Annotated in this window: 24 protein-coding genes; 16 read left to right on the forward strand and 8 right to left on the reverse strand. The window is 34.9% G+C overall.

Features of this window, described 5'->3' with window-relative positions; genetic code table 11:
* Positions 1 to 3: 3 nt before the first annotated feature.
* Positions 4 to 1,080, forward strand: a complete 1,077-nt coding sequence (locus tag ZA07_RS11400; RefSeq protein ID WP_053971807.1) for a DUF5074 domain-containing protein — start codon at positions 4 to 6, stop codon at positions 1,078 to 1,080.
* 50 nt (positions 1,081 to 1,130) lie between these two features.
* Here the strand turns inward: ZA07_RS11400 and ZA07_RS11405 are convergent, their stop codons facing one another.
* Positions 1,131 to 2,543, reverse strand: coding sequence for a S41 family peptidase (locus ZA07_RS11405; protein ID WP_053971808.1), 1,413 nt, complete (start codon positions 2,541 to 2,543; stop codon positions 1,131 to 1,133).
* Between the two features lie 132 nt (positions 2,544 to 2,675).
* On the opposite strand from ZA07_RS11405, the gene ZA07_RS11410 reads away from it, so the two are divergent.
* The 4 genes from ZA07_RS11410 to ZA07_RS11425 are packed head-to-tail and all read left to right on the forward strand — an operon-like array spanning position 2,676 to position 4,811.
* On the forward strand, positions 2,676 to 3,185 hold the full coding sequence (locus tag ZA07_RS11410; protein ID WP_053971809.1) for an RNA polymerase sigma factor: 510 nt from the start codon (positions 2,676 to 2,678) through the stop codon (positions 3,183 to 3,185).
* On the forward strand, positions 3,172 to 3,651 hold the full coding sequence (locus ZA07_RS11415; protein ID WP_053971810.1) for a hypothetical protein: 480 nt from the start codon (positions 3,172 to 3,174) through the stop codon (positions 3,649 to 3,651). Before ZA07_RS11410 ends, ZA07_RS11415 begins: the two co-directional genes overlap by 14 nt.
* Before the next feature lie 42 nt (positions 3,652 to 3,693).
* Positions 3,694 to 4,263: a DUF4252 domain-containing protein gene (locus ZA07_RS11420; RefSeq protein WP_053972128.1), complete on the forward strand. Its 570-nt coding sequence runs from the start codon at positions 3,694 to 3,696 to the stop codon at positions 4,261 to 4,263.
* Positions 4,264 to 4,268: 5 nt separating this feature from the next.
* Complete coding sequence (locus ZA07_RS11425) at positions 4,269 to 4,811, forward strand: DUF4252 domain-containing protein (RefSeq protein WP_053971811.1); 543 nt, start codon at positions 4,269 to 4,271, stop codon at positions 4,809 to 4,811.
* Positions 4,812 to 4,873: 62 nt separating this feature from the next.
* Here the strand turns inward: ZA07_RS11425 and ZA07_RS11430 are convergent, their stop codons facing one another.
* The gene (locus ZA07_RS11430; RefSeq protein ID WP_053971812.1) at positions 4,874 to 5,065 is read right to left on the reverse strand and encodes a hypothetical protein; all 192 of its coding nucleotides are present in this window, start codon (positions 5,063 to 5,065) and stop codon (positions 4,874 to 4,876) included.
* Between the two features lie 3 nt (positions 5,066 to 5,068).
* Positions 5,069 to 6,409, reverse strand: coding sequence for an adenylosuccinate lyase (gene purB / locus ZA07_RS11435; protein WP_053971813.1), 1,341 nt, complete (start codon positions 6,407 to 6,409; stop codon positions 5,069 to 5,071).
* Between the two features lie 118 nt (positions 6,410 to 6,527).
* Between purB and ZA07_RS11440 the strand changes: the two genes are divergently transcribed.
* Positions 6,528 to 7,508 (forward strand): DUF1028 domain-containing protein, encoded by a 981-nt coding sequence (locus tag ZA07_RS11440; RefSeq protein WP_053971814.1) that lies wholly within the window; start codon positions 6,528 to 6,530, stop codon positions 7,506 to 7,508.
* On the opposite strand, the gene ZA07_RS11445 is transcribed toward ZA07_RS11440, so the two are convergent.
* Positions 7,495 to 8,061: a hypothetical protein gene (locus ZA07_RS11445; RefSeq protein WP_053971815.1), complete on the reverse strand. Its 567-nt coding sequence runs from the start codon at positions 8,059 to 8,061 to the stop codon at positions 7,495 to 7,497. The genes ZA07_RS11440 and ZA07_RS11445 overlap by 14 nt on opposite strands.
* A gap of 36 nt (positions 8,062 to 8,097) precedes the next feature.
* Between ZA07_RS11445 and ZA07_RS11450 the strand changes: the two genes are divergently transcribed.
* The 4 genes from ZA07_RS11450 to ZA07_RS11465 all read left to right on the forward strand — a co-directional run bounded on the left by ZA07_RS11450 (position 8,098) and on the right by ZA07_RS11465 (position 13,098).
* Complete coding sequence (locus tag ZA07_RS11450; RefSeq protein ID WP_053971816.1) at positions 8,098 to 8,571, forward strand: heme-binding domain-containing protein; 474 nt, start codon at positions 8,098 to 8,100, stop codon at positions 8,569 to 8,571.
* A 7-nt stretch (positions 8,572 to 8,578) separates the two neighbouring features.
* On the forward strand, positions 8,579 to 9,820 hold the full coding sequence (locus ZA07_RS11455; RefSeq protein WP_053971817.1) for a glycosyltransferase family 4 protein: 1,242 nt from the start codon (positions 8,579 to 8,581) through the stop codon (positions 9,818 to 9,820).
* Positions 9,821 to 9,884: 64 nt separating this feature from the next.
* Positions 9,885 to 10,508, forward strand: coding sequence for a hypothetical protein (locus tag ZA07_RS11460; protein WP_053971818.1), 624 nt, complete (start codon positions 9,885 to 9,887; stop codon positions 10,506 to 10,508).
* A 109-nt stretch (positions 10,509 to 10,617) separates the two neighbouring features.
* Positions 10,618 to 13,098 (forward strand): T9SS type B sorting domain-containing protein, encoded by a 2,481-nt coding sequence (locus ZA07_RS11465; RefSeq protein ID WP_053971819.1) that lies wholly within the window; start codon positions 10,618 to 10,620, stop codon positions 13,096 to 13,098.
* A gap of 61 nt (positions 13,099 to 13,159) precedes the next feature.
* On the opposite strand, the gene ZA07_RS11470 is transcribed toward ZA07_RS11465, so the two are convergent.
* Positions 13,160 to 13,423 (reverse strand): hypothetical protein, encoded by a 264-nt coding sequence (locus tag ZA07_RS11470; protein WP_369793518.1) that lies wholly within the window; start codon positions 13,421 to 13,423, stop codon positions 13,160 to 13,162.
* Positions 13,383 to 13,844 (reverse strand): SRPBCC family protein, encoded by a 462-nt coding sequence (locus ZA07_RS11475; protein WP_053971821.1) that lies wholly within the window; start codon positions 13,842 to 13,844, stop codon positions 13,383 to 13,385. The genes ZA07_RS11470 and ZA07_RS11475 overlap by 41 nt, the downstream gene beginning before the upstream one ends.
* 211 nt (positions 13,845 to 14,055) lie before the next feature.
* Between ZA07_RS11475 and ZA07_RS11480 the strand changes: the two genes are divergently transcribed.
* From ZA07_RS11480 to ZA07_RS11495, 4 genes are read left to right on the forward strand one after another with little or no spacing between them, the layout of a single operon-like run.
* Positions 14,056 to 15,999 carry a peptidylprolyl isomerase gene (locus tag ZA07_RS11480; RefSeq protein WP_053971822.1) on the forward strand — a complete coding sequence of 648 codons (1,944 nt, stop codon included), beginning with the start codon at positions 14,056 to 14,058 and terminating at the stop codon, positions 15,997 to 15,999.
* The gene (locus tag ZA07_RS11485) at positions 16,000 to 16,854 is read left to right on the forward strand and encodes a hypothetical protein (protein ID WP_053971823.1); all 855 of its coding nucleotides are present in this window, start codon (positions 16,000 to 16,002) and stop codon (positions 16,852 to 16,854) included. It begins immediately after the preceding gene.
* Positions 16,817 to 18,265, forward strand: a complete 1,449-nt coding sequence (locus ZA07_RS11490; protein ID WP_053971824.1) for a peptidylprolyl isomerase — start codon at positions 16,817 to 16,819, stop codon at positions 18,263 to 18,265. The genes ZA07_RS11485 and ZA07_RS11490 overlap by 38 nt, the downstream gene beginning before the upstream one ends.
* A gap of 3 nt (positions 18,266 to 18,268) precedes the next feature.
* Positions 18,269 to 19,222 (forward strand): MoxR family ATPase, encoded by a 954-nt coding sequence (locus ZA07_RS11495; protein WP_053971825.1) that lies wholly within the window; start codon positions 18,269 to 18,271, stop codon positions 19,220 to 19,222.
* On the opposite strand, the gene ZA07_RS11500 is transcribed toward ZA07_RS11495, so the two are convergent.
* Both ZA07_RS11500 and ZA07_RS11505 read right to left on the reverse strand, forming a co-directional pair.
* Positions 19,219 to 19,824: an SCO family protein gene (locus ZA07_RS11500; protein ID WP_197276726.1), complete on the reverse strand. Its 606-nt coding sequence runs from the start codon at positions 19,822 to 19,824 to the stop codon at positions 19,219 to 19,221. The genes ZA07_RS11495 and ZA07_RS11500 overlap by 4 nt on opposite strands.
* Positions 19,817 to 20,974 (reverse strand): hypothetical protein, encoded by a 1,158-nt coding sequence (locus ZA07_RS11505; RefSeq protein ID WP_053971827.1) that lies wholly within the window; start codon positions 20,972 to 20,974, stop codon positions 19,817 to 19,819. Before ZA07_RS11505 ends, ZA07_RS11500 begins: the two co-directional genes overlap by 8 nt.
* Before the next feature lie 36 nt (positions 20,975 to 21,010).
* Between ZA07_RS11505 and ZA07_RS11510 the strand changes: the two genes are divergently transcribed.
* Both ZA07_RS11510 and ZA07_RS11515 read left to right on the forward strand, forming a co-directional pair.
* Positions 21,011 to 22,153, forward strand: a complete 1,143-nt coding sequence (locus ZA07_RS11510) for an acyltransferase (protein ID WP_157492124.1) — start codon at positions 21,011 to 21,013, stop codon at positions 22,151 to 22,153.
* Between the two features lie 250 nt (positions 22,154 to 22,403).
* Positions 22,404 to 25,184 (forward strand): bifunctional aconitate hydratase 2/2-methylisocitrate dehydratase, encoded by a 2,781-nt coding sequence (locus tag ZA07_RS11515; RefSeq protein WP_053971829.1) that lies wholly within the window; start codon positions 22,404 to 22,406, stop codon positions 25,182 to 25,184.
* The last annotated feature ends 1 nt before the right edge of the window (position 25,185 follow it).

Raw genomic sequence — 25,185 nt, forward strand, 5'->3', positions numbered from 1 at the left:
ACTATGAAAAACTATTTCAAATCTATCATGTTACTCCTTTCTTTCGGATTGTTTGTTGCCTCTTGTAGTGATGATGATAACATTACGCCCATTGAGAATCCATCTGGAACTTATGAAAATGGGATGCTAGTCTTGGCAGAAGGCGGTTCCATTTCTGGATCGGTGTCTTATATTTCATCTGATTTTACAGAAGTTGAAAACAACATTTTCTTTAATATTAATAGTGACGAATTAGGAACTTATGTGCAATCAATGGCTTTTCAAGATGGAAAAGGATTTATTGTAACAGATAATAATACGATTAATGTGGTTGACAGGTATTCTTTTGAAAGAGAAGCTACGATAACTAATGGTTTGAGTTTACCAAGATATATGGCTGTTTCCAATGGAAAAGGGTATGTAACCAATTGGGGAGATGGATTTGTTGCTGATGATGATTTTGTCGCAGTTATTGATTTATCAAGTTATACAGTTCAAGAAAGTATTCCTGTAGGTGAAGGTCCTGAACAAATTTTAGCTGTTGGCGATAAATTGTTTGTGTCTCACAAGGGAGGTTACAGTACCAACAATATTATTACGGTTATCAATACCTCGGATAATTCTGTGGAGACTATTGAAGTAGCAGACAATCCAGATGAAATGTTTGTTAATGGATCTGGGCAATTGGTTGTTTTGTCTGAGGGTGCTACTATTTATGATGCTAATTGGACTCCTATTGGGGATACTCCTGGAGCGATCACTACAATTGACCCATCAAACAATAGTGTTGTGTCAGAAATAGCATTTGCTGAAGGCTTTCACCCAAATTTAATGGCATACAGCCAAGGTTATATTTATTACCAATTAAACAATCAAGTTTTTGAAATGTCTGAAGCATCAACGTCATTACCAACTTCAGCTATCATCAACCTATCTGGAACAACACCTTATGGATTAAGTGTTAATGGAACCCATTTGTTTGTAACAGATGCTAAGGATTTTGCTTCTTTAAGTGATTTATTGGTTTTTGATTTGACTGATAATTCATTAGCCAACACTTTTGAGGTAGGCCTGATTGCATCAAAGGTTTATTTTAATTAATACCATTGAACTTAGTTAAGATAAAAAAGCCGCTTTGAGCGGCTTTTTTATTAATCGGCAATCATTATTTGGGAATTCGGTTCTAAATCATGATTATCACCAATAATCTCAAGACCTTTACTTGATAATGCGGCTTGTCGCCCGCCATTTTCTATAACTTGGAGAGCGGCTGCCAATAACGGTTCCATCTGGTTTCCGATACTTCCTAAATCATTTACTTTTTCTCCAATTTCTACATCTGGGACAAGACCACTGTTAGGTACTGCCAATCCCTCAGCATTTCGGGTGATGGCGATTAAAGGCAATAAAGCATAGGTGTGGGTTGGATTAACATTTTGAGGCCCATAATCTGGTGAGTCATAAATAATACTGGAGGCTTGTGATTTTCCCACGGTATTTTTTCCAATATGCACAACTTCAATATAGGAGCTTAAACTATTAATAACCATTTCACTAGCAGAAGCGCTGCTTCCGGTAGCAATAACATAGACTTTATTCAGATTCAAACTATTGATAGATGTTCCATTAAAACTATTGGTGAAATTGTAGGTAGAATTAAAATTTTGTTTTTGATCATTATAATTTAAGCTTGAAAAAGCAGCTCCATTGAACTGGCCGGTAATCATGCTTCCCAAAAGTCTGGCAGAATTTACAGAACCCCCTGGGTTATACCTTAAATCCAAAACTAGTTTTTGAACACCGTTTGACGAGAAATAACCAAATACGTCATTCAATTGGTTGTTGAAGTCTCCCGTAAATCCGTTATACATGAGATAACCTACCTGTTCGCCTCCAATATTAAAAACGTCATAGTCATAAACAGGATTTTCGGTATAGGGGACTTTGGTTAGCTGAATTTGCTGATTTATATCTGATATAAAATCATCAGTTACGTCATTTGGTGTGCCATTGTCATCATAAGAGCCAAGAGCAATAGTATAAGAATTAGTGCCCAATAAGGATCTATAATTGTTAATGGTGAGTTGTGTACCATTAACTGAATGAAATATATCGCCTCTAACCAATCCTTTATTTTCGGCATCGGTGCTGGGTAAAATATAACGTACGTAACCAAACACATCAGTATCTGTAGATGAAAACCTAAAAAGGCCATACTCCATACCATTGTGATAGGAGGTACCATTAAGCTGTTGCTCTAAGGCAAAATAATCATCTGTTATCGCACTAAACCTATCAATAGTTTGCCTTTCATAAATCAAACTTTCAAAAAGGTTTTCAGGAGAACTAAAACTATTTAAATAAGAGTCATAGTCACTAGACTCAGCTCGGTTGGTTTGTAATTGTGGCATTTCATCTTTATAAATATACCACTCGAACATGGCTCGGTACACAAAATCTTTGATATCTTGATCGGTTGCTGGGTTGTCATCCAAATCCTCAAAGCAGGAGTTTAGAGTGCATAAAACCAACAGGTTGAGCATAATAAATCGTAGGGCTTTCATAGCTTTTATAACTTTTTTATTCCTTAAAAATAGCTACTTTGTATTGGGATTAAAAATTTTTGTAACAAAAAGAATACTTGTTCGTCGTAAAGATGAATAGCAATAAAAAAGCTATTTAAACCAACTACAAAAATGAACCAAAAAGAATTTTTAAATACGGTGATGCCTTTCAAGGATAAGGTGTTTCGACTTGCGAAGAGATTGTTGGTCTCTACGGAAGAGGCAGAAGATGCCACACAGGAGGTTCTTTTGAAATTATGGAATAACAAATCGAAAATTGCTGAATACAATAATGTCGAAGCCTTTTCGATGACTATGACCAAGAATTTTTGTTTGGATAAATTGAAATCAAAACAAGCTCAAAATTTAAAGCTTGTTCATAGTAACTATAAAGACGAACATGCTTCATTACAAAAGCAAATAGAACTTAATGATAGTTTAGGTTGGGTGGGGAAAATAATTCAAGAGTTGCCAGAGCAGCAACGAATGATCATCCAACTAAGAGATATAGAGCAGTATGATTATGACGAAATAGCAGAAATGCTTGACATGAATCAGACAGCAATAAGAGTAGCGCTCTCACGAGCTAGAAAAACAATACGAGAAAAATTAACTAATACTCATAATTATGGTATTAAATAAGATAGAAAAGTTACTTGAAAAGTACGAGAACGGAGAGACAACACTTCAAGAAGAACAGCAGCTTAAACACTATTTTTCACAGGAGAATGTTGCACCACATCTGGAAGTTTACAAACCTTTGTTTACGTATTTTATAGTAAGTGAAAAAGAACAGTTTACCAAAGACGTTCCATTAAACACCAAGACGAAACGATCCTATTATTTTCAATGGATTTCTGTCGCAGCTGTAGCGGTTCTTTTAATTGGGTTTTATTTTAAGACAGACGTCAACCAACAGGAAGATTATGGAACTTATGATGACCCAGAGATGGCTTACAATGAGGTAGTGAAATCATTGGAAATGATATCATCAAGCTTCAATAAAGGCGCCCAAAAAATCAACTACTTAAACGGTTATGAAACCGGTATTGAAAAAGTGGGGTACCTAAATGAAATTGAAAATACCAGAAGCCTAATTTTTAAATAATTGAATGAAAAAACCTTTTTGAAAAATTTAAAATTGAAAACAATGAAAACCAAAATGATCCTTTTTTTAATGGCAATTATGTTATTACCATTAACATCCAACGCCCAAGATATTTTTGATAAATACAGCAATAGTACTGATGTGACCTATGTGTCCATAAAACCAAAAATGTTCCAAATGTTGGCTAAAATGAATATTAATACAGACGATCCAGAAGCGCAATCCTATTTGGATATGGTCAATAGCATCACAAGCTTTAAGACTATTGTTACTGCCAATCAAGCCATTTCATCAGACATTACTAAATGGGTGAAAGGAAAGTTAGGTTCCCTTGAAGAGCTAATGGTAGTAAAAGATGATGGTGTAGAAATGAAGTTTTTTGTCAAGGAAGGCAAAGACGAAGACCATGTTAGTGAATTGCTCATGTTTGTTGATGGTTTGAATGGAATTACTAAAGATGCTGATATCAATATCAATGGGAAAAAGCGTGAGATAGAAACCGTAGTCATTTCTTTAACTGGAAATATTGACTTGAACCAAATCTCTAAATTGACCCAACAAATGAACATCCCTGGAGGAGAACATTTGGAAGATAACAACAAGAAAAAATAATTGCTATGAGCCAATCAATAAAACTATTAGCAATGATATTCACCCTGGTGCTGCTGGTTGGCTGCAACCAGGGTGAAACCTTGCAAACTTACTTTGTGGATAACCAGGAAACACCCAATTTTACCTCAGTTGATATTCCAACAAGTATTGTAGATTTCAAAAAAACTGAATTGACTCCAGAGCAAAAGGAAGCCTTCGAGTCCATTAATAGGTTGAATTTTTTAGGCTATAAAATTAAGGATAGCATTGATTTAACTGATTATAACACTCAGCTTTCTAAGGTGAGTTCTATCCTTAATGACCCAAAATATAATGATTTAGTGGAGTTTAATGATAAAGGAGGAAAAGTTGTTTTTAAATATTTGGGAGACGATGATGAAGCCGATGAATTTATACTTTTTGGAAGTTCGCCAGATTTAGGATTTGGAGTCTTACGTGTTTTAGGAGATGATATGAGTCCGCAAAAAATGGTGGCTTTGGTAGATGCTCTGAGACAAGCAGAGGTGGACCAAGGGCAAATGCAAGGAGTTATGGATTTTTTCAAATAGGAAATATTTGAAGTTTATATGTTAATAAAAAAGCCCATCCAATTGGATGGGCTTTTTTTATTTTATAGAGAAGTATCTTCTTCCTCCTCATCTGGTTTTTTCAGTGTGAGATAGAAATTGATTAGAAATATTATAATCAGGATAATGAGCGTAATGATTATCGCATAATTATCCAAGATTCCAAATATTCCAGTAACCGAAAAACCTAAAGCAATAATAGCTGTAAGTATTAAGGTTTGTTTGTCAGTTAGCATCAATTATATCCCAGTATAGTTAGAAGGTGAAATGGATTTTAGTTCCGTTTTAATTTCACTTGAGACTTCTAAGGTATCAATAAATTCTGAAATGGACTTTTTGGTGATTTTTTCGTTGGTTCTGGTAAGGCCTTTCAAGGCTTCATATGGGTTAGGATAGCCTTCTCTTCTCAAAATGGTTTGAATAGCTTCGGCAACTACCGCCCAGTTGTTTTCCAAATCATCGGCAAATTTTTCTGCATTGAGCAATAATTTACTAAGTCCTTTCAAGGTACTCTTAAACCCAATTATGGTATGCGAAAAGGGCACTCCCACATTTCTTAATACTGTACTGTCGGTTAAGTCTCTTTGTAAACGTGATATTGGTAATTTAGCCGCCAAATGTTCAAAAACAGCATTGGCAATACCTAAGTTTCCTTCTGAGTTTTCAAAATCAATCGGGTTTACTTTGTGTGGCATTGCACTACTTCCTACTTCACCTTTTTTAATCTGTTGTTTGAAGTAATCCATAGAAATGTAGGTCCAAATATCACGATTTAAATCAATGATAATAGTGTTGATACGTTTCAAACAATCAAACAAGGCCGCCATGTGATCATAATGCTCAATTTGTGTGGTTGGAAACGAATGCTGTAACCCTAAGCGTTGTACAAAGTCTGCACCAAAGCTTTTCCAGTCGATACTTGGATAGGCCACTTGGTGTGCATTAAAGTTACCTGTGGCACCTCCAAATTTAGCAGCACTTGGTATGTCATTTAATAAATTAATTTGTTCTTGCAGTCTCACTATAAATACTTCAATTTCTTTTCCTAAGCGAGTAGGGGAAGCTGGTTGTCCGTGGGTTCTGGCAAGCATGGGGATATTAGCCCATTCAGTAGCCAAATCTTTTAATTTATTAATCAGAATATGTAACTCAGGTACATACACGTCATTCATTGCCTCTAGGATACTGGCTGGAATGGCCGTATTGTTAATGTCCTGAGATGTCAATCCGAAGTGGATAAATTCCTTGAATTTTGAAATGTTTAAAGCATCGAATTGCTCCTTGATAAAATATTCAACGGCCTTAACATCATGATTGGTGACGCTTTCAATGTCCTTGATTTTCTTGGCATCATCCTCAGAAAAATCCCTATAGATATCACGTAATTTATCAAATAAGGAGTTATCGAAATCTTTTAATTGTGGCAAAGGCAACTCACAAAGAGCGATAAAATACTCTATCTCAACATAGACGCGGTATTTAATAAGGGCTTCTTCAGAGAAATAAGAGGCTAATGCTTCAATTTTGTTTCTGTATCTACCATCAATTGGAGAGATGGCATTCAAGGATGATAATGACATGTTTTTAAGCTGTTTTTTTGAAGCCACAAAGATAATCTTTTTGATTTGAAGGTGGAAGCCTCAAGGGGAAGTTTTTGGTTTGCGTGAAATAACTTATATTCAAAAAAAATATGAGATTATGAAGCCTGTTTTTCTTTTTTATTTCTTCCTATTTTCAATGATGACTTTTGCTCAATCATTTAAGAAGTCTGAGCCTTATATTCATACCTATTCTATTGTTGCTAGGGATTCTGTAACGGGTGATATTGGTGTTGCGGTTCAGAGCCATTGGTTCAGTGTTGGTAGTTTAGCCATTTATGGTGAAGCTGGAGTTGGAGTGGTTGCTACCCAATCGCTTGTCAATCCTAGTTATGGGCCAAAAGGTTTGACCTTAATGAGTCAAGGTTTGAGTCCCAAACAGGCTTTGGATGCTTTGTTGGCAAACGATTCTGGTGAAATGTATAGGCAAGTAGCCTTTTTGGACACTGAAGGGCGCGTTGCCACACACACAGGATCTTTATGTATTGCTGAAGCGGGACATGCCAATGGAAAGAATTTTTCAGTTCAGGCAAATATGATGTTGAAACCTACTGTTTGGGGGGCTATGAAAAATGCTTTTGCCACAACCAAAGGGGATTTGAGTACAAGAATATTGGCTGCCTTGAAAGCAGCGGAGGGAGAAAAGGGCGATATCAGGGGAAGTCAATCGGCGGCTATTATGATTTTTAAAGGAAAAGCCTCTGGAAATTCTTGGGAAGATAAAATCATGGATTTAAGGGTGGAGGATCACCCAGATCCTATTTCGGAATTGGATAGATTAATGAAACTGCAAAAAGCATATCATTTTATGGAGTTAGGAGATTTAGCCATGGAAAAAGGGAATTCCCAAGCTGCAGAAGAACATTATAAGGCGGCTCAAAACATGTATCCAGAAAATTTAGAAATGAAATATTGGTATGCCATCAATTTGATCAATAATAACAGGGAAGATGAGGCCTATCCCATTTTGAAGTCTATTTTTCAAGAAAATTCCCAATGGAAAGAGTTAACCCAAAGATTGGTGAAAAGTCAATTATTAATTACAAGTGATGAGGTGCTTACTCAAATTAAGAAGCTTTGATTTTTTTTAATATTTTTTTTCCGCGTGCTTTATATCCGGCACTTTGACCGTAAATATCTTTCTGAATGATGGAGGCCAATTCAGCATGTATCCAGTCGTTTTCCAATCCAAAAAGGTAAAGCGTGTTCATGGAATAGGCTTTGGGGGCAATCTTTTCGTCATTGATCATATAATCAAAACACACCTCAATAATACGTTCTTTATGACTGGCCGTTAGAGCTTTTTGAATTTTATTTGGTTCTTTTGAGAAATAGGCAGAGGCCAAAAATTCACATATTTTTGCCATAGGCCTCACAGCAGAATCTTGATGAACCAAATGCATGCTTTCAGTAAAGGTGTCTAGAAAGGGAATCAGGGCTTCCAAATTTTCAGAGCACATAAATTCTAGAACCCAAGCAGCGCGACAAGAAACCTTGTCGTTTACATCAAACAGAATGTCTAATAAAGTAGGAACTAATTCAGGTTGGGCAATCACCATTTGGGCATAATATATTCGCTTTTCCCGAGAATGATTGACATAATTTAATTCCTTGTAAAGTTCTTCCTTAGTCACAAGTTTTTTCTATTTTTAGATATTAAAACTACAGAAATGAAAATTGTAAAGAAAATCCTTTTAGTATTATTGGTCATTTTTATTGTGGCTCAATTTTTTGGTCCAGAAAAAAATGAGGGAGATTTGACTTCCATAGAGCCTTTTTTGAAAGAGACCATGCCTCCTGAAGATGTGAAAGTGACTTTAAAGGAAACTTGTTATGATTGCCATAGTAGTTTTACTAGATACCCTTGGTATAATAACATTACCCCAGTTAATTATTGGATGGCAGAGCATGTAGAAGATGGAAAAAAGCATCTTGACTTTTCTAAGTGGGCAGATTATTCTGTAAAGAAAAAAGACCACAAGCTTGAAGAGTTGATTGAAATGGTTGAGGAAAAGGAAATGCCATTGGAATCCTATACGTGGATACATTCCGAAGCCAGATTAACGGATGCACAAATAGAATCTGTAAACAATTGGGCTAAGCAAGTAAGAATGGGTTACAGCTTGGAGCCTCGGCCGGAATAAGATCTTGATGAGAACATTATTGATTATTGGATTTGTTTGGCCCGAGCCTAAAAGTTCTGCCGCCGGTAGTCGAATGATGCAATTAATTCAATTTTTCTTAGACCAGAATTACAAAATCATTTTTGCTACAACCACTTCAAAAACATCCAATGCCTTTGATTTAAATAGTTTGGGGATTGAAGAAAAACGTATTGAACTTAACGATTCTTCTTTTGATAGGTATATTAGCGAACTTATGCCAAATGTGGTGCTGTTTGATCGTTTTTTGACCGAAGAACAATTTGGATGGCGGGTTGCTGAAGCTTGTCCAACGGCTTACCGGATTTTGGATACTGAAGATCTCCATTTTTTACGAAAGGGTAGGCAACAGGCTTATAAAGAGGGGAGAACTTTTAAAGAAAGTGATTTATATAATGATACAGCAAAAAGGGAAATAGCTAGTATTTATAGGTGTGACTTGAGTTTGATTATTTCTGAATATGAGATGGAACTTTTGCAAGAAAACTTCAATATAATATCTTCCATTTTACATTATTTGCCTTTTTTATTGAAAGATGGTTCAACCAAGGAGATTCTTCCTGCCTACGAGGAAAGAAAACACTTTGTTACTGTTGGGACGTTTTTACATGAACCCAATTACCAAGCGGTACTATTACTAAAAAATCAAATTTGGCCTTTAATCAGAAAAAAATTACCGCAAACAGAACTTCATATTTACGGGGCGTATTCTTCTCAAAAAGTAGAGCAATTGAATAATGAGAAGGAGGGTTTTATTATTAAGGGGTATGTTGATGATTTACCATCTGTCATGCAAACTTATAGGGTGTGTTTGGCGTATTTACCATTTGGAGCTGGCCTCAAAGGCAAATTGATTGATGCCATGATTAACGGAGTGCCATGTGCTATGAATGATATAGCAGCCGAAGGGATGTTTGGTGATTTAGAACCTAATGGGTATATAGAAAATGATCCTTTCACTTTTGCAGAGCAAGCCATCAGTTTATATGAAACAGAAGAAATTTGGGAGTCGAACCAACAAAAAGGATTTGATATTTTGAGAAAGAGATTTCAAAAAGATGCTCATGAAAAGGAATTATTGAATCACCTGAATAAATTGGAACAAGCCTTAGACGTGCATCGTCAAAAGAATTTCCTAGGAGCTTTATTGCAACACCATACTTTACAAAGTTCAAAATATATGGGTAAGTGGATAGAAGAGAAAAACAAAATAACTAAAGAAAATAGCTGATTTTATGATTGGTCGATTTTTAACAATACTATTGATTTTATTTTTTGGGACCGTAAATGCACAAATGACCTTTGAACTTGATTATCTTTTGGAGTATGAAAGTTTTGAAATAGGAAAAGAAGAAACTAAGCTAAAAGAAAGCTTTTTTATTGCAACAAATTCTAAGAATAATAACTATTACTTGGAAGTAAAGAATCTTGACACCTTAAAATTTAAACTGAATTTTATGGCTCATGATAGTATGAGATTTAATTTTGTTCTCAGAAAAAATGACTTCTTTAATTCAGATTCAATTGAAATTGTCTTACCAGACAAAGCAAAATTTTCAAATACAGTTAAGTTCCGAATTCAAAATCATGATTTTATTAATTTGAGGGATACTATCATTCAAGAATCACCATATAAACAATATATTTTTAAAAACATAGATCCAAAAAAAGCAAAGAAAGCAAAGAGCTACACGTATAAGTATATTATAGAACGGGGTACTGAATTTCATCTTCCTGTTTTGGTCCACCCTACAGCCTATGAAGACTGGAAAGTAAATCGTAATATTCCAAATGGTATTTTTAGAGAAAAATTATTTTATGATTATTACGGAATACTGGATACAAAATATAAATTGAAAAAAATACACAAAATTAAGAAGCTCATTTATGTTCTGGACCAAACGATTTTAGATGATTAGAAGTAGGCCAGTAAAAGTTTTAAAGTAGTTGAGATTTAATTAGTAATATATCCTCATATTACTCAACTTATCAGTAAATTTGTTTTTACAAATTCTCCAAAAGAACGTCTTGAATATTATTAAACATATTTTTTTTGCGGTAATTTTTGTCAATTTTTCTATTTGGGCTCAAAATGTACCTCCGGTATTAGAAGCTAGTGGAAATATAGTTTACTGCCCTTCAGAGTCCGTAAACATAGTTGACAGTTTTAATATAATCGATCCCGATGATAGCGAAATTGAAGCCTTGTATATTCAGATTTCAACGAATTATGCTTCTGGTCAAGATGTCCTATCCTTAGAAGGAAGTCATCCAAACATTGTAAGCTCATGGGATGTTGTTCAGGGTAAATTAACGCTCACAGGAGTGGGTGGTCAGGAAGTTGCTATTTCTGAAATGATTGCCGCTGTTTTTGATGTTCATTTTGAAACAACAAATATTACAGTTGCTACGACACGAACTTTTTCATTTACTCTAGGGAATGCCAATTATTTACCATCTACAGGGCACTATTATCAATTTATTTCAGCGCCTGGAATTTCTTGGTCACAGGCTAAAATTGAGGCAGAAAATAGTACTTATTATGGTCTTCAGGGGTATTTGGTAACTATTATGGCTGAGGATGAGGCTCAGTTGTCGGGTGAGCAGGCGGCAGGGAATGGATGGATAGGAGGAACCGATGAGGAATCTGAAGGTGTGTGGAAATGGGTGACTGGTCCCGAGGCAGGAACTATTTTTTGGAATGGTGGTCCTAATGGTTCTACACCTAATTATGCCAATTGGAATACTGGAGAACCCAATGATTTAGAAGGAGAAGATTATGCTCACGTTACGGCCCCAGGTATTGGTATTCCAGGTTCATGGAATGATTTGGCTGTAGGTGGTGGTGGCGGTGATTATGTTTCTCAAGGATATATTGTTGAATATGGCGGTATGTCTGGAGACCCCGATTTAGATCTTTCAGCTAGTACCGAGCTTTCAATACCCTATATCATTAGCACTGAAAGTAGCGATGGTTGTGGCCAATCAAGTGTTGTTTTATCGGCTGAAGCTTCGGAAGGTGATGTTTTGTGGTTTGATGAAAATGATAATTTAATAGGGTCGGGTGAAACTTTTAATACTCCTGTTTTAAATCAAACTACCACATTTTATGCCATGGCTTCATATGACGGTTGTATGGATGGTGAAAAAGAACCCGTGACAGCAACTATTTACCCTTTCCCTGTTGTCACTTCGCCGATAACGTTTAAAAACTGTGATGAAGACTCTAGTCCTGATGGGTTTACAGATTTTAATTTGGAAGAAACTGTAGGTCAAGTTACTGATGGTCAATCGGGTATTTCTGCAAGCTTTTTCTTGACGTATAGTAATGCAGAGAATTCTGAAAATGAAATAGCTCCCTATCCTTTTAATAATACAACAGCAAGTCAGGTCTTTATTCGCGTGGAAAATGCCAATGGTTGTTTTGATATAGCAACAGTCAATTTGGAAGTTTCAACGACTGCCTTTCCTTCAGGTTTTTCTGTGGAAATAGAACAATGTGATGCTGAAGGTGGAGATGGCTTTGAAGCGTTTGATTTGACATCGGTTACGCAGCAGTTTTTAGATCAATTTCCAGCGGGACAAAATTTAAGTGTCCATTATTATGAGACGGCTCAAGATGCCCAATTAGAATTGAATGAGATACTTGATAGTTCCAATTATACCAATATTGAGCCTTTTTATCAAGAGCTTTACGTGAGGGTAGAAAGCGAAGATAATGGAGACTGTTTTGGTGTTAGTCCTAATTTAATGCTAAGAGTTAGAGCACAACCCCAATTTGAAGTTGATTTCGAAGTGATACTTTGCGATTATGAAGAATCAGTTACATTAAATATTCAAAACCCACAGGGGAACTATATGTATGTTTGGATGGACCAGTCTGGAAATATACTTTCAGATCAACCCACCTTAACCGTCAACAACTCGGGAGCCTTCACTGTAATGGCAACTTCCTTTTCAGGATGTGAATCACTACCCCAAGTTGTTAATGTAATAGAATCTTCAGTAGCCACTATTACTAGTGCCGATTTATTAATTACAGATGAAACGACGAATAACAGTTTGACTATTAACACTAATAATTTAGGCTCTGGTAGTTATCAATATTCGATTTCTGGAGAGAATGGGCCTTTCCAAAACGAACCATTTTTTGGTGACTTAAGTTATGGTGATTATACACTTTGGGTTAGGGACATCAATGGTTGTGGTGTCACATCTATTGATTTTTCGGTTATTGGCTTTCCTAAATTCATGACACCGAATGGAGATGGTGATAATGATTTTTGGAATGTTCAGGGATTGTCGTTACAATATGCCTCAAATTCTGAGGTGCAGATTTTTGATAGATATGGCAAGCTTATCAAGTCGTTCCTTATTTTTTCTAAAGGTTGGGATGGAACTTTAGACAGTCAGTTACTTCCTCAAACTGATTATTGGTACCGAGTTAAATTGGTTAAAAAATCTGGGGAAATACGAACCTATTTGGGGCATTTTAGTTTAGTTAGATAAAGTAATATAGACTCTATTTATTTACGATTATGTCTAAGTAGAGAGAGATTCCAATTGCAAATTAATCTACATACAATTGGCCGCGATGAGGTTTCAAGCTTTGTCGGAGATGAGGTACTAAGTCTTCGGTGACAACCATAAATGCAATTGTGTGATTGTCATGAATATTTTGCACGTCTATGGCAATCACTTCTAAATTATTGTTCTGTGCAAACTCGTTTAAATGAATCACGTGGTGCTGAGCTGTTTTTTCAGAATGGGGACCTCTAAAATCCCAAATCATTTTAATTTTTCTCATTGGAAACTGAGATGTTTTTTTCTGCAAAATTTTTAAAATCTAACATATATTTTTTGGTTTGTTTCTTAAATGCTCCTGGCATAATCAGGGTCATTAATCTAAGAGCAAATCCTGTAGGAATAAATTCATTTTTTGATACCCATTTAGTTTGATTGGCACCTGTAGATTCAAAATAGTTTTTTTGAATATTACTCATCCCGTTGGTATCATAAGATGAATACATGGAATGTGGCAGGTTATTTTCAATGATTGTTTCTGTGAGTTCCATTTTCCTTCGCCCAAAATCATAAATCAAAATCATTTTTGATCCAACCTCACCAGGAATTCCTGAAATATGGTCATAGCTAACCAAGCCTCTTTGCCAATGTTTCAAATTATGGGGGTCATTGAATTTTTTGATAAATTCATTCAGTGGCAACTCCACATAAATTTCGGTAGTGTACTTCATAACTACTTTTTAATCTTTTCCGAAGATATAAAATTTCATTTATAGTTCTGTTTTGCCAAAGGAGTTCAGGATGCTGTAGTTGAATATTTTTGTATTCAAAATGATTTAAGTTGCATACCAAAAGCTTAATTCAAACGTTTGTTAAGCAACTTGCATTCTAGCTTAATATTGCTACTTTTGCATCTACATTTTTAAAACTTCCTTTTATCAGATGATGAAGTATTTATTATCTTTTTTGGTGATGATGGTTTCTTTAGTAAATCGCGCTCAAAGTACCAACGATCGTATTTTGTTTACTGTTGATGGACAACCCGTTTACACTTCTGAATTTGAAAGGGTTTTCAAAAAGAATTTAGATCTAGTAAAGGATGAATCACAAAAGGATATAGATGAGTATTTAAAGCTCTTCATCAATTACAAATTAAAATTAAGAGAAGCTAAGGCATTAGGGCTTGATGAAAAGGAGTCCTACAAAAAGGAGTTGGAAAGTTATAAAAACCAATTAGCATCGGGATATTTAACTGATAATAAGGTGACCAATGAATTGGTGGAAGAAGCTTATGATAGAACCCAATATGAAATAGAAGCTAGGCATGTTTTGATTCGTTTGGATGGAAATGCATCACCTGCTGATACTTTAAAGGTATATGAAAAGCTTTTAAACATAAAAGACCGCATAAAGAATGAAGGATTTGAGAAAATTCAAAAGGAACTTCATGATGGTAGAACGATTTTTGCTGAAGATTTAGGTTATTTCTCGGCGTTTAAAATGGTATACAATTTTGAAACGGCGGCTTATAATACACCGTTAGGAGAAATTTCCCAACCTTTCAAAACAAGATTTGGTTATCATATTGTAGAGGTTCTTAATAAAAGAAAGGCGAGAGGATCTCGAAAAGTGGGGCATATTATGATTTTATCCAATCAAAAGGAAGAAGCTCAAGGTACTCCAGAGGAGCGTATTAATGATATTTATCAAAAAATCCAGCAGGGTGAAGAGTTTGAAACTTTAGCCAAACAATTCTCAGACGATAAAAGTTCGGCTAATAATGGAGGCAAATTAGCGCCTTTTCAAAGTGGTGAATTGAGTTCTCCAGAGTTTGAGGAACAAGCTTTTACTCTGACTGAAATAGGGCAAATTTCTAAACCATTTAAGAGCCAATTTGGATGGCACATTGTCAAGTTATATGAGATTCATCCGGTAGAGACTTTTGACGTCATGAGGCCCGAATTGGAAGCCAAAGTGAAAAAAGATTCGCGGTCACAGTTAATCAATGAAAAAGTTATTGAAAATCTTAAAAAGCAATATGGAGTTATTGATCCTAGCTTGGATAAATTTAGCGGTATGATTAATGATGAGTTTTATAAGGGAAAATGGACATTGCCAGATGATTTTGATGCTTCAAAGCCTTTGGTGAAAATTGGTAAAGAACGATTGACCTATGGTGATTTTGGATCTTACTTAATAGGAGTTCAAAAAAGAAGAGTACCGAAAATGGAAGCTTCCAAATTGGTCGAAATGAGTTATGATCAATTTATCTCACAAGAATTGATGACCTATAAAAAGGAACATTTGGAAGAAGAAAATCAAGAATACGCCAATATTGTTTCAGAATATAGAGATGGTTTATTGCTTTTTGACTTAATGGAATCCTACATTTGGAATGTTTCAAAGTCTGACACAACAGAATTGAAAAATTATTTTGATTTAAACAAATCAAAATATATGTGGGAAGAAAGAGTGGATGCTGTGGTTGCCTCCTCAGTGGATAAAAGCACTATCAAAGAAGTGTCTAAGCTTTTAAAATATGGTAAATCTCCCTCAGAAATTAAGGAAACTTTAAATAAAGATGGGCAAGTGAATGTTATCTTTACAAGTGGAATTATGGAAAAGAACCATCAATCCTTACCTGTCGATTTTAAATTTGAAACCGGGGTGTCTAAAATATACAGTTTTAATGATAGCTATATAGTGGCTTTAATTAAAGAAGTTATGCCAAAGGCTTCTAAAAGCTATAAAGAAGCTAAAGGGGCGGTGATTAGTGATTTCCAATCATATAAAGAGGAAATGTGGATCAAGGAACTGGAACAGAAATATAAAGTAGTTATAAATCAGGAGGCCTTAGATCAAGTAAAAAAAGAATTAAAGGGATAATTGAAATACAAGGTTTTTATATTAATAACGGGATTCGTTTTTCTTACTTCATGTAATTTTTTTAAGGAAGTAGATGACAGAACTCCTATTGCTAGAGTTGAAGAGTCCTTTCTTTATTTAGAGGATTTAAAACCTTTGGTTAAAGAGGGCATGTCTGCAGAAGACAGCACTGTTATTGTCAACAACTTCATTAATAATTGGGCAACAGAACAGTTATTAGTGAATGGAGCCAAAAGGAACTTGAAACAAGTTGACCAAGAGAACTTTGATAAATTAGCTCAGGATTACAAAAATGATTTGTATTCTAAAGCTTATTTAGAAGCTTTGGTAAGAAAAAATATAGACACCTCAGTCACTTCCCGAGAATTGGAATCCTACTATGAGGAAAACAAGGAGATTTTCAAATTAAAAGAAGATCTCGTTAAGCTTCGATACGTTCATTTAAACGAAAATAGAACTGATTTAAAGGATATTGAAAGGAAGTTCAAGGAATTTAAGGAAGATGATAAGCGATATTTAGATTCTATTTCCATCCAGTTTAAATCCTATTCCTTAAAAGATTCGGTTTGGGTAAAGGTAGAACAGGTGATTGAGAAAATTCCAGTAATCACATCTGAAAACCGCAATGAATTGTTAAAAAAATCTAATTTTTTACACCTTAAAGATTCAATAGATTTATATTTGATTTTCATTAATGATGTTCAACTTAGAAACAGTATAGCTCCTATTGAATATGTTAAACCAACTATCGATAAGATTGTTATAAACAAAAGAAAATTAGAACTTATTAAAGAGCTTAAAAAGGATATTTCACAGGATGCTATTAAAAACAATAAATTTGAAGTCTATAACTAAAATTAGCAAATACTTACTTATAGCAATGTTATTTATTTCCCACATTGCAAAATCACAAGAGATTATTGAAGATGAAGTAAAAGAAGAGCCTAAAGTTGATTCTGTAAAAACCAGTTTTCAGGCTAAAAAAGTGGACGGTGTTGCAGCCGTAGTGGGGGATTACATTATTTTGGATTCGGATATAGACAGAACCATTGAGCAACTTAAAGTTCAAGGAGCTTCTTTGGAAGGTGTTTCAAGATGCCAACTTTTTGGAAAATTATTGGAAGATAAACTTTATGCTCACCATGCTATTCAGGATAGTATAGTGGTATCTGATGCAGAAATCCGGGCTAACGTAGATTATCAATTGGATCAATTTTTGGCTCAGTCAGGTAAGACAATGGATGAAATTGTTAAGCTTTACAACAAAGAGGACGAGAGAAGTTTGCGTGACGAAATGTTTGAAATAAACAAAAGCAATAAGTTGGCAAGCGAGATGCAGCAAAAGGTAATTGAAGAGGTGGATATTACTCCTGAGGAAGTAAGGGAATTTTTTAATAAAATCCCAAAGGAAGAAAGACCTTCATTTGGAACAGAATTGAAAGTGTCTCAAATTGTAATTGAACCAAAGGTTTCTGAGGAAAACAAACAAAAGGTGATAGATCGTTTGAATGAATTCAAAGCAGATGTTTTAGAACATGGCGCTAGTTTCAGATCAAAAGTGGTTTTATATACCGATGATAAAGCTTCAGTTCCTACTGGAGGGAAATATACACTAAATCGTAACAAACCAAGATTTGTAAAGGAGTTTAGAGATGTTGCCTTTTCATTAGAGGAAGGTGAAATTTCCGATCCTTTTGAAACGGAGTTTGGTTTTCATATCATTTTGTTGGAGAAAATTAGGGGACAAGAATATGATGTGAGACACATTCTTTTAATTCCTGAAGCCTCTCAGGATGCTATCACCGAAGCAAAAGAGAAAATAGAAAAAATTAGAAAGGATGTTGTAAATCATGACATCTCTTTTGAGGAAGCTGCTAGATTATATAGTGATGAAACTGAAACCAGGAGTGAGGGAGGATATCTTATTAATCCAGCCACCCAAGATTATAACTTTGAACTAACCAAAATGGATCCTGAATTATATGGACAAATTCAAAGTTTAAAAGAAGGTGAGGTGAGTTTGGTGTTGACGGAGCAAGGTAGAACAGGAAATATCAAGTACAAAATTATGCGTGTGTCAGACCGTGTTGAAGACCACGAAGCAGATTTTGCCAAAGATTACTTAAAAATAAAAGAGTTAGCTTTAAGCGAGAAAAAATTGAAGGCCATTGAAAAATGGCAAGATGAAAAAATCATAGATACGTACATCAAAGTCAATGGTGATTACAGAGATTGTGATTTTTCAAGTAATTGGTTAAAAAAATAGTACATGTCAGACGTAGCCAAGGTAGAGCAACTTGTGAATAAATATAAAACTTTAAGATCTGAAATCGCTAAAGTGATTGTGGGTCAAGAAGAAGTAGTCAATCAAATATTAATTTCTATTTTTTCAGGAGGACACGCTCTTTTGATAGGAGTTCCTGGATTGGCAAAAACCTTAATGGTTAATACGATTGCTCAAGCACTTGGTTTGGATTTTAAACGAATTCAATTTACTCCAGACTTGATGCCTAGTGATATTCTAGGAAGTGAAATTTTGGATGAAGACCGTCATTTTAAATTTATTAAAGGTCCCATCTTTGCCAATATTATTCTTGCAGACGAGATTAACAGAACACCACCTAAGACACAGGCTGCTTTGCTTGAAGCAATGCAAGAGAGGGCAGTCACGGTTGCGGGCCATCATTATAAGTTAAGTTTACCTTATTTCGTTCTGGCAACACAAAACCCCATTGAGCAGGAGGGAACTTATCCACTACCAGAAGCTCAATTGGACAGGTTCATGTTTGCTATTAATTTAGATTATCCGAGCTTTCAAGAAGAAGTTGAAGTGGTTAAGGCTACAACTTCAGATAAAAAGGCTAGTGTAAATCCTTTGTTTACTTCTGAAGAAATTATTGATATTCAACATTTAATAAGACGTATTCCTGTAGCTGATAATGTGATAGAATATGCAGTTAAAATGGTGGGTAAAACGAGGCCTAATACAACAACAGCTGCTGAAATGATTAAAGATTATGTAGATTGGGGTGCTGGTCCAAGAGCATCTCAAAATTTAATTTTAGCAGCCAAAACACATGCTGCAATTCATGGTAAGTTTTCTCCAGATATAGAAAATGTGCAGGCTGTTGCATATAGTATTTTGAGGCATCGTATTATCAAAAACTATAAAGCAGAGGCCGAAGGTATTTCTGAAGAACAAATTATTAAGAGTTTGTTTTAGTTTTCCTTTAAGAGTAATTCTATATCTTTTTTTAATCTTATTAACTCCTCTTCTATCAAGGAATTGTAGAAACCTCTAATTCTTTGGTTTTGATCTATAAGGGTTAGGTAGCTACTATGATAAAAATCCTCAATTTGATTATTGGTTTTGAAACTTGTCATTAAGGATTTAGCATGTGATTCAAGATTATCCCTATCAGAATTTAGAAATACCCATTGGTTTTTTTCTGTGTTTGTGTTTTTCCAATAGTCCAATAGCACTTTTGGTGTGTCATATTCAGGGTCGATAGTGTGAGAGATAATTATAATGTCTGGATTTCCTTCAAATAGGTGGGCAAGGTCCATTAATCTTAATCTCATCGGTGGACAAATACTTGAGCATCTTGTGAAGAAGAAATTTTCAACGATCACTTTGTTTTCAACAGAACTATTTAAAAAAGGATTTCCGAATTGGTCAACAAAATTTTCATGGGATACTTGATAAAATTCCTTTTTTCCTTCCGAATTTATATTATAGCTTAAAACTGGTGGGTTTTGTGTATTTCTTGAATTACACGAGAAAAGAAGAAATACCAACACTACCAGAAGAAAAGATTTAATCATTAGTTTGCATGGAGTTTGGGATTTTTTTAGCCATATCTTTATCATACATAAAGGCAAAGACGCTAGCCATCATATCTTGAATTTTATTGCTGGTGTTATTGATATAAACTACAAGCTCATATTCGTGCTCTGGACTTAGCATATAACCTTTTTTACTTGAATAATAGGTTACTTTATTAAGACCAATTTTGTCGATATGATTTTTGGCTAAAGAAGTGAAAATAGTCGAATCATTGGTTACGTCCCTAAACTCTAATTTTTCAGCAAATGGATGTAAATGAGGAATCATGAAATGAAGTGTAGTACTGTCTTTAAGGTTAAGTTGATGAGTCACTTTGGATCTATAGGTGCTCTTTCCCGTTGGTATAAACCAATGACCTGAAACGCTCTTTCCCTCATGATTCAAATAAACATGATTCTTTGTGTCGACAGGTAAGCAAGAGTTTGAATTATACGAAATGGAATTGTAATCGATTTTGTTTGGCTTATTTTCATAAGGTAAAGCAATGAAAAGACTTTTGCTAATCAATGGCTTCATACCAGAAGAATGTTTATGAAAGCCTAAATCTATTTTGTGCTTTAAGGAAAAAGTGGCGTTCCTTAAATTATGATTTAAGGTTTGGGTTGAAAGAAAAATGTTTTCGTCTGTAAATATAGGAAACCCGAATCCTTCAGGGAATTTATATTCTTCAATGCCACTACTCATCGAGGTTAGTCTAGGATAGTATTTTCCAATACGGTCAAACAACTCCCATTTTCCATAATGTTCACCATCATAATAATCTAAATTGCTATGGCAAATATAGTCTCTAGGCAGCGAGTCTAATTCATTAATCCCAATCGCTGATATTTTGAATGAATTTAGCCAAACCAACTCACTTTTGTTTGGGTCTATTTGAAATGTTCCTAAAGCTTGAGGTCCTTCCATGGACTTATAAATATTATCAACTACAAAAGTTGGAGAAATAAAGGTCGTGGAAGAATCTGTATATCCAATATTCCAAGAATTATCCACTAGTTTAAGTTTGTGTAGAAGGGTTGTTTTTATAATAGCCCTATGCCTATTAGGTAGGTTCAAATAGTACAAACCAATGGCAATAATTCCTAAGGTTAAGAAAAGAATTAAATATTTTTTTAATTTGGTCTTCATGGTATCTAGTAACAAATTTAGAATAATTTAGTGCAATTGGATTATAGCAAAAGAATTTTCGGATTGGACCTAATGCGAGCTTTAGCTATTCTCTTGGTAGTTGTTGCTCATTTATTATGGATTTTTCCTAATAACAACGGTTTGATAGGAGATCTTATGAGAATTGGGGGAGTTCTTGGCGTTGAAATGTTTTTTGTTTTAAGTGGTTTTTTAATTGGTAGGATAGTCTATAAGTTGTATAAAAATGCCGATTTTAGTTTTAATGACCTTTTTTATTTCTGGATTAGAAGGTGGTTTAGAACCTTACCAAATTATTATTTAGCTCTTATCATAAATATTGGAGTTGTAATTTATTTGGGTAGATCATTACCCGATAAATTATGGTATTATTTCTTTTTTATTCAGAATTTGGCTTGGGAGATGCCTTTGTTTTTTACTGAATCTTGGAGTTTGCCAATCGAAGAATTTGCATATATTTTGGGTCCATTTTTAATGTATGCGGTGCTATTATTTAAGATAGGTTTTAATAGGACAAAATGGTTTGCGATAATTACTGTGTTTATTTTAAGTTTTTTCTTGGTTACGAAAATTTGGTTCAATCAATTTGAGGCAATTTCGGATATGAATTATTGGAATACCAATTTAAAGTCAGTTGTAATTTATCGTATGGATGCCATTTATTATGGTGTTTTAGCAGCATTAATGTCTGAAATTTATTCGGAGCAATGGTACAGATATCGTTTTCATTTAGCTGGTGTAGGCATATTAATTTTTCTTTTCATCAATGCTTTGATTCCTTTTGCTCACTTTTATATTGATAAAGAGCCCTTTTTCTGGAACGTACTCTACCTTCCAATCAATTCCATCATATTAAGCTTCATGCTACCCTCACTTAGTTCTTTGAACACAGCGCCCAAATTTATACGGAATCCCATAACTTTTCTAAGTGTCACTTCATACTCGATTTATTTGCTTCATTATTCTATTATTCTGCAGTTGATGAAGTATTTTATTCCAACAGATGAATTATCTACGTTTGATTTAGTTATTTATTCTATTGTGTATTTAAATATTACGTTTTTCTGTGCATTTTTACTATATAAATTTTTTGAAAAGCCCTTCATGGATCTAAGGGATAAAATTTATTTCAAGAAGTTTTTTAATCAATTTTCAAATTGACATAATCCACTCATTTTTTTAAATTTACTTAAACGTTTTCGTTGATTTTTTAAATTATCAATTTTATTGATAGAACTATGTGTTTTATATCATCTTCGTAGTAAAAAAAATGTTTTTTAATTCCTATTTTTGCCTGACTCAAAAACTAAATTAAAGGCTTTTTGCTAAGATTTATTAGAATCTGTAATCGTTTAACGAATTCAACATCTTTTATGTCTTAAAAAGCCAATAAATTATAATTTCTTTAAATATGAATATATACAGCGATTACATCAAGGAAATTGAACAAAGAAAGGTCCAAGGCCTTCACCCAAAACCAATTGATGGAGCCGATTTGTTAAGTGAGATTATTGATCAAATAAAAGATGTCAATAATCCAAACAGAGAAGATTCTCTAAACTTTTTTATTTATAATACGTTACCAGGTACGACAAGTGCAGCCGGTGTTAAGGCTAAATTTTTAAAGGAAATTATCCTAGGTGAATCGATTGTAGCAGAAATTACTCCTGCTTTTGCCTTCGAACAATTATCACACATGAAAGGTGGGCCTTCAATCGAGGTTCTTTTGGATTTGGCATTAGGAGAAGATGAAACGATTGCAGAAGAGGCAGCCAAGGTGTTGAAAACACAAGTTTTCCTTTACGAAGCTGATACAGCCCGTCTAGAAGAAGCTTTTAAAGCAGGTAATACAATTGCCAAAGATATATTAGAGAGCTATTCTCAAGCTGAGTTTTTCACAAAGCTTCCTGAAGTCGCTGAAGAAATCAAAGTTGTGACTTTTATCGCTGGTGTAGGGGATATTTCAACAGATCTGTTGTCTCCAGGAGCTGATGCACATTCTAGATCAGATCGAGAGTTACACGGTCAATCTATTTTTGAGCACAACAAAGACATGCAAAAAGCGCTTTTAGATCTTAAAGCGCAACATCCAGATAAACGTGTCATGCTGATCGCAGAAAAAGGAACCATGGGTGTAGGATCTTCTAGAATGTCAGGTGTCAATAATGTAGCGTTATGGACCGGTATTGAATCTAGTCCTTATGTGCCTTTTATCAATATTGCTCCGGTAATTGCTGGTACAAATGGTATTTCACCAATATTCTTGACTACTGTTGGTGTAACAGGAGGTATAGGAATCGACCTTAAAAACTGGGTGAAACAAAAAGATGCTGAAGGAAATACGGTTGTTGACGACAATGGTGATCCAGTTTTAGAGCAAAACTATTCGGTCGAAACAGGAACAGTCCTTACTATTAATACCAAAGAGAAAAAATTATACAACGGAGATCAGGAATTAATTGATATTTCTGCTTCTTTGACTCCACAAAAAGTTGAGTTCATCAAAGCTGGTGGATCCTATGCTGTGGTCTTTGGAAAGAAGTTACAAACATTTGCAGCTAAGGTTTTAGGTGTTGAAGTACCTCAAGTGTATGCACCTTCCAAAGAAATTTCTGTTGAAGGACAAGGTTTAACAGCCGTAGAGAAAATCTTTAATAAAAATGCGGTTGGAACTACACCAGGTAAAACATTGCACGCTGGTTCTGATGTTCGTGTGGAAGTGAACATTGTAGGTTCTCAGGATACCACAGGATTGATGACTTCTCAAGAATTAGAGGCTATGGCGGCAACCACCATATCTCCAATTGTTGACGGAGCTTACCAATCAGGGTGTCACACAGCTTCTGTTTGGGATGATAAATCCAAGGCAAATATTCCAAAATTGATGAAGTTCATGAATGACTTCGGATTAATTACTGGGCGTGATCCTAAAGGACATTACCACGCTATGACCGATGTGATTCATAAAGTATTAAACGATATTACTGTAAGTGATTGGGATATTATCATTGGTGGAGATTCTCATACACGTATGTCTAAGGGAGTTGCATTTGGTGCCGATTCCGGAACGGTTGCATTGGCTTTAGCTACAGGAGAGGCTACCATGCCAATCCCACAATCTGTAAAGGTAACCTTTAAAGGAAATATGAGAAGTTTCATGGATTTCCGTGATGTGGTACATGCTACGCAACAACAAATGTTGAAGCAATTTGATGGTGAAAATGTATTCCAAGGTCGTGTTATTGAAGTACACATTGGAACGTTGACATCAGATCAAGCCTTCACATTTACCGACTGGACAGCAGAAATGAAGGCGAAAGCCTCTATCTGTATTTCAGAGGATGAAACCTTGATTGAATCTTTAGAAATTGCTAGAGATCGTATCCAAATCATGATTGAAAAAGGTATGGATAATGAAGGTCAAGTGCTTCAAGGTTTAGTGGACAAGGCAAATGAAAGAATTCAAGAAGTTAAAACAGGAATCAAACCAGCTTTAAGACCTGATGCCAATGCGAATTATTATGCAGAGGTTGTTATTGACTTAGATGAAATTGCTGAGCCAATGATTGCTGACCCAGATGTTAATAATGAGGATGTTTCTAAGCGTTATACACATGATACCATTCGTCCGTTGTCTTATTACGGCGGAACTAAAAAGGTCGATTTAGGATTCGTTGGATCTTGTATGGTTCACAAAGGAGATATGAAGATTTTAGCACAAATGCTAAAGAACATTGAAGCGCAACAAGGTAAAGTAGAATTCCAAGCGCCTTTAGTAGTAGCACCTCCAACCTATAATATTGTTGATGAGTTAAAAGCTGAAGGAGATTGGGAAGTATTACAAAAATACTCTGGATTTGAGTTTGATGATAATGCTCCAAAAGGTTTGGCTCGTACCAAGTATGAAAACATGCTTTACTTAGAGCGTCCTGGATGTAACTTGTGTATGGGTAACCAAGAGAAGGCGGAGCCGGGAGATACGGTTATGGCGACATCAACACGTTTGTTCCAAGGAAGAGTTGTTAAAGATTCTGGTGAGAAAAAGGGTGAATCATTGTTGTCTTCAACGCCTGTGGTTGTATTGTCTACTATTTTGGGTAGAACGCCAACCATGGAAGAATATGAAAAAGCTGTGGATGGCATAGTTTTAACCAAGTTTAAGCCATCTCAAAAGAAATTGGTTTTAGCATAAC

This window comes from Mangrovimonas sp. ST2L15 (genome assembly GCF_001280515.1).
GTDB classification, from domain to species: domain Bacteria; phylum Bacteroidota; class Bacteroidia; order Flavobacteriales; family Flavobacteriaceae; genus Mangrovimonas; species Mangrovimonas futianensis.

Coding starts and splice junctions, on each gene's coding strand:
- ZA07_RS11480 (WP_053971822.1), top strand. CDS start 14,056: ATGATGAAGTATTTATTATCTTTTTTGGTGATGATGGTTTCTTTAGTA.
- ZA07_RS11500 (WP_197276726.1), bottom strand. CDS start 19,824: ATGATTAAATCTTTTCTTCTGGTAGTGTTGGTATTTCTTCTTTTCTCG.
- ZA07_RS11455 (WP_053971817.1), top strand. CDS start 8,579: ATGAGAACATTATTGATTATTGGATTTGTTTGGCCCGAGCCTAAAAGT.
- ZA07_RS11515 (WP_053971829.1), top strand. CDS start 22,404: ATGAATATATACAGCGATTACATCAAGGAAATTGAACAAAGAAAGGTC.
- ZA07_RS11460 (WP_053971818.1), top strand. CDS start 9,885: ATGACCTTTGAACTTGATTATCTTTTGGAGTATGAAAGTTTTGAAATA.
- ZA07_RS11440 (WP_053971814.1), top strand. CDS start 6,528: ATGAAGCCTGTTTTTCTTTTTTATTTCTTCCTATTTTCAATGATGACT.
- ZA07_RS11495 (WP_053971825.1), top strand. CDS start 18,269: ATGTCAGACGTAGCCAAGGTAGAGCAACTTGTGAATAAATATAAAACT.
- ZA07_RS11420 (WP_053972128.1), top strand. CDS start 3,694: ATGAAAACCAAAATGATCCTTTTTTTAATGGCAATTATGTTATTACCA.
- ZA07_RS11405 (WP_053971808.1), bottom strand. CDS start 2,543: ATGAAAGCCCTACGATTTATTATGCTCAACCTGTTGGTTTTATGCACT.
- ZA07_RS11505 (WP_053971827.1), bottom strand. CDS start 20,974: ATGAAGACCAAATTAAAAAAATATTTAATTCTTTTCTTAACCTTAGGA.
- ZA07_RS11410 (WP_053971809.1), top strand. CDS start 2,676: ATGAACCAAAAAGAATTTTTAAATACGGTGATGCCTTTCAAGGATAAG.
- ZA07_RS11450 (WP_053971816.1), top strand. CDS start 8,098: ATGAAAATTGTAAAGAAAATCCTTTTAGTATTATTGGTCATTTTTATT.
- ZA07_RS11425 (WP_053971811.1), top strand. CDS start 4,269: ATGAGCCAATCAATAAAACTATTAGCAATGATATTCACCCTGGTGCTG.
- ZA07_RS11490 (WP_053971824.1), top strand. CDS start 16,817: ATGCTATTAAAAACAATAAATTTGAAGTCTATAACTAAAATTAGCAAA.
- purB (WP_053971813.1), bottom strand. CDS start 6,409: ATGTCATTATCATCCTTGAATGCCATCTCTCCAATTGATGGTAGATAC.
- ZA07_RS11475 (WP_053971821.1), bottom strand. CDS start 13,844: ATGAAGTACACTACCGAAATTTATGTGGAGTTGCCACTGAATGAATTT.
- ZA07_RS11415 (WP_053971810.1), top strand. CDS start 3,172: ATGGTATTAAATAAGATAGAAAAGTTACTTGAAAAGTACGAGAACGGA.
- ZA07_RS11430 (WP_053971812.1), bottom strand. CDS start 5,065: ATGCTAACTGACAAACAAACCTTAATACTTACAGCTATTATTGCTTTA.
- ZA07_RS11400 (WP_053971807.1), top strand. CDS start 4: ATGAAAAACTATTTCAAATCTATCATGTTACTCCTTTCTTTCGGATTG.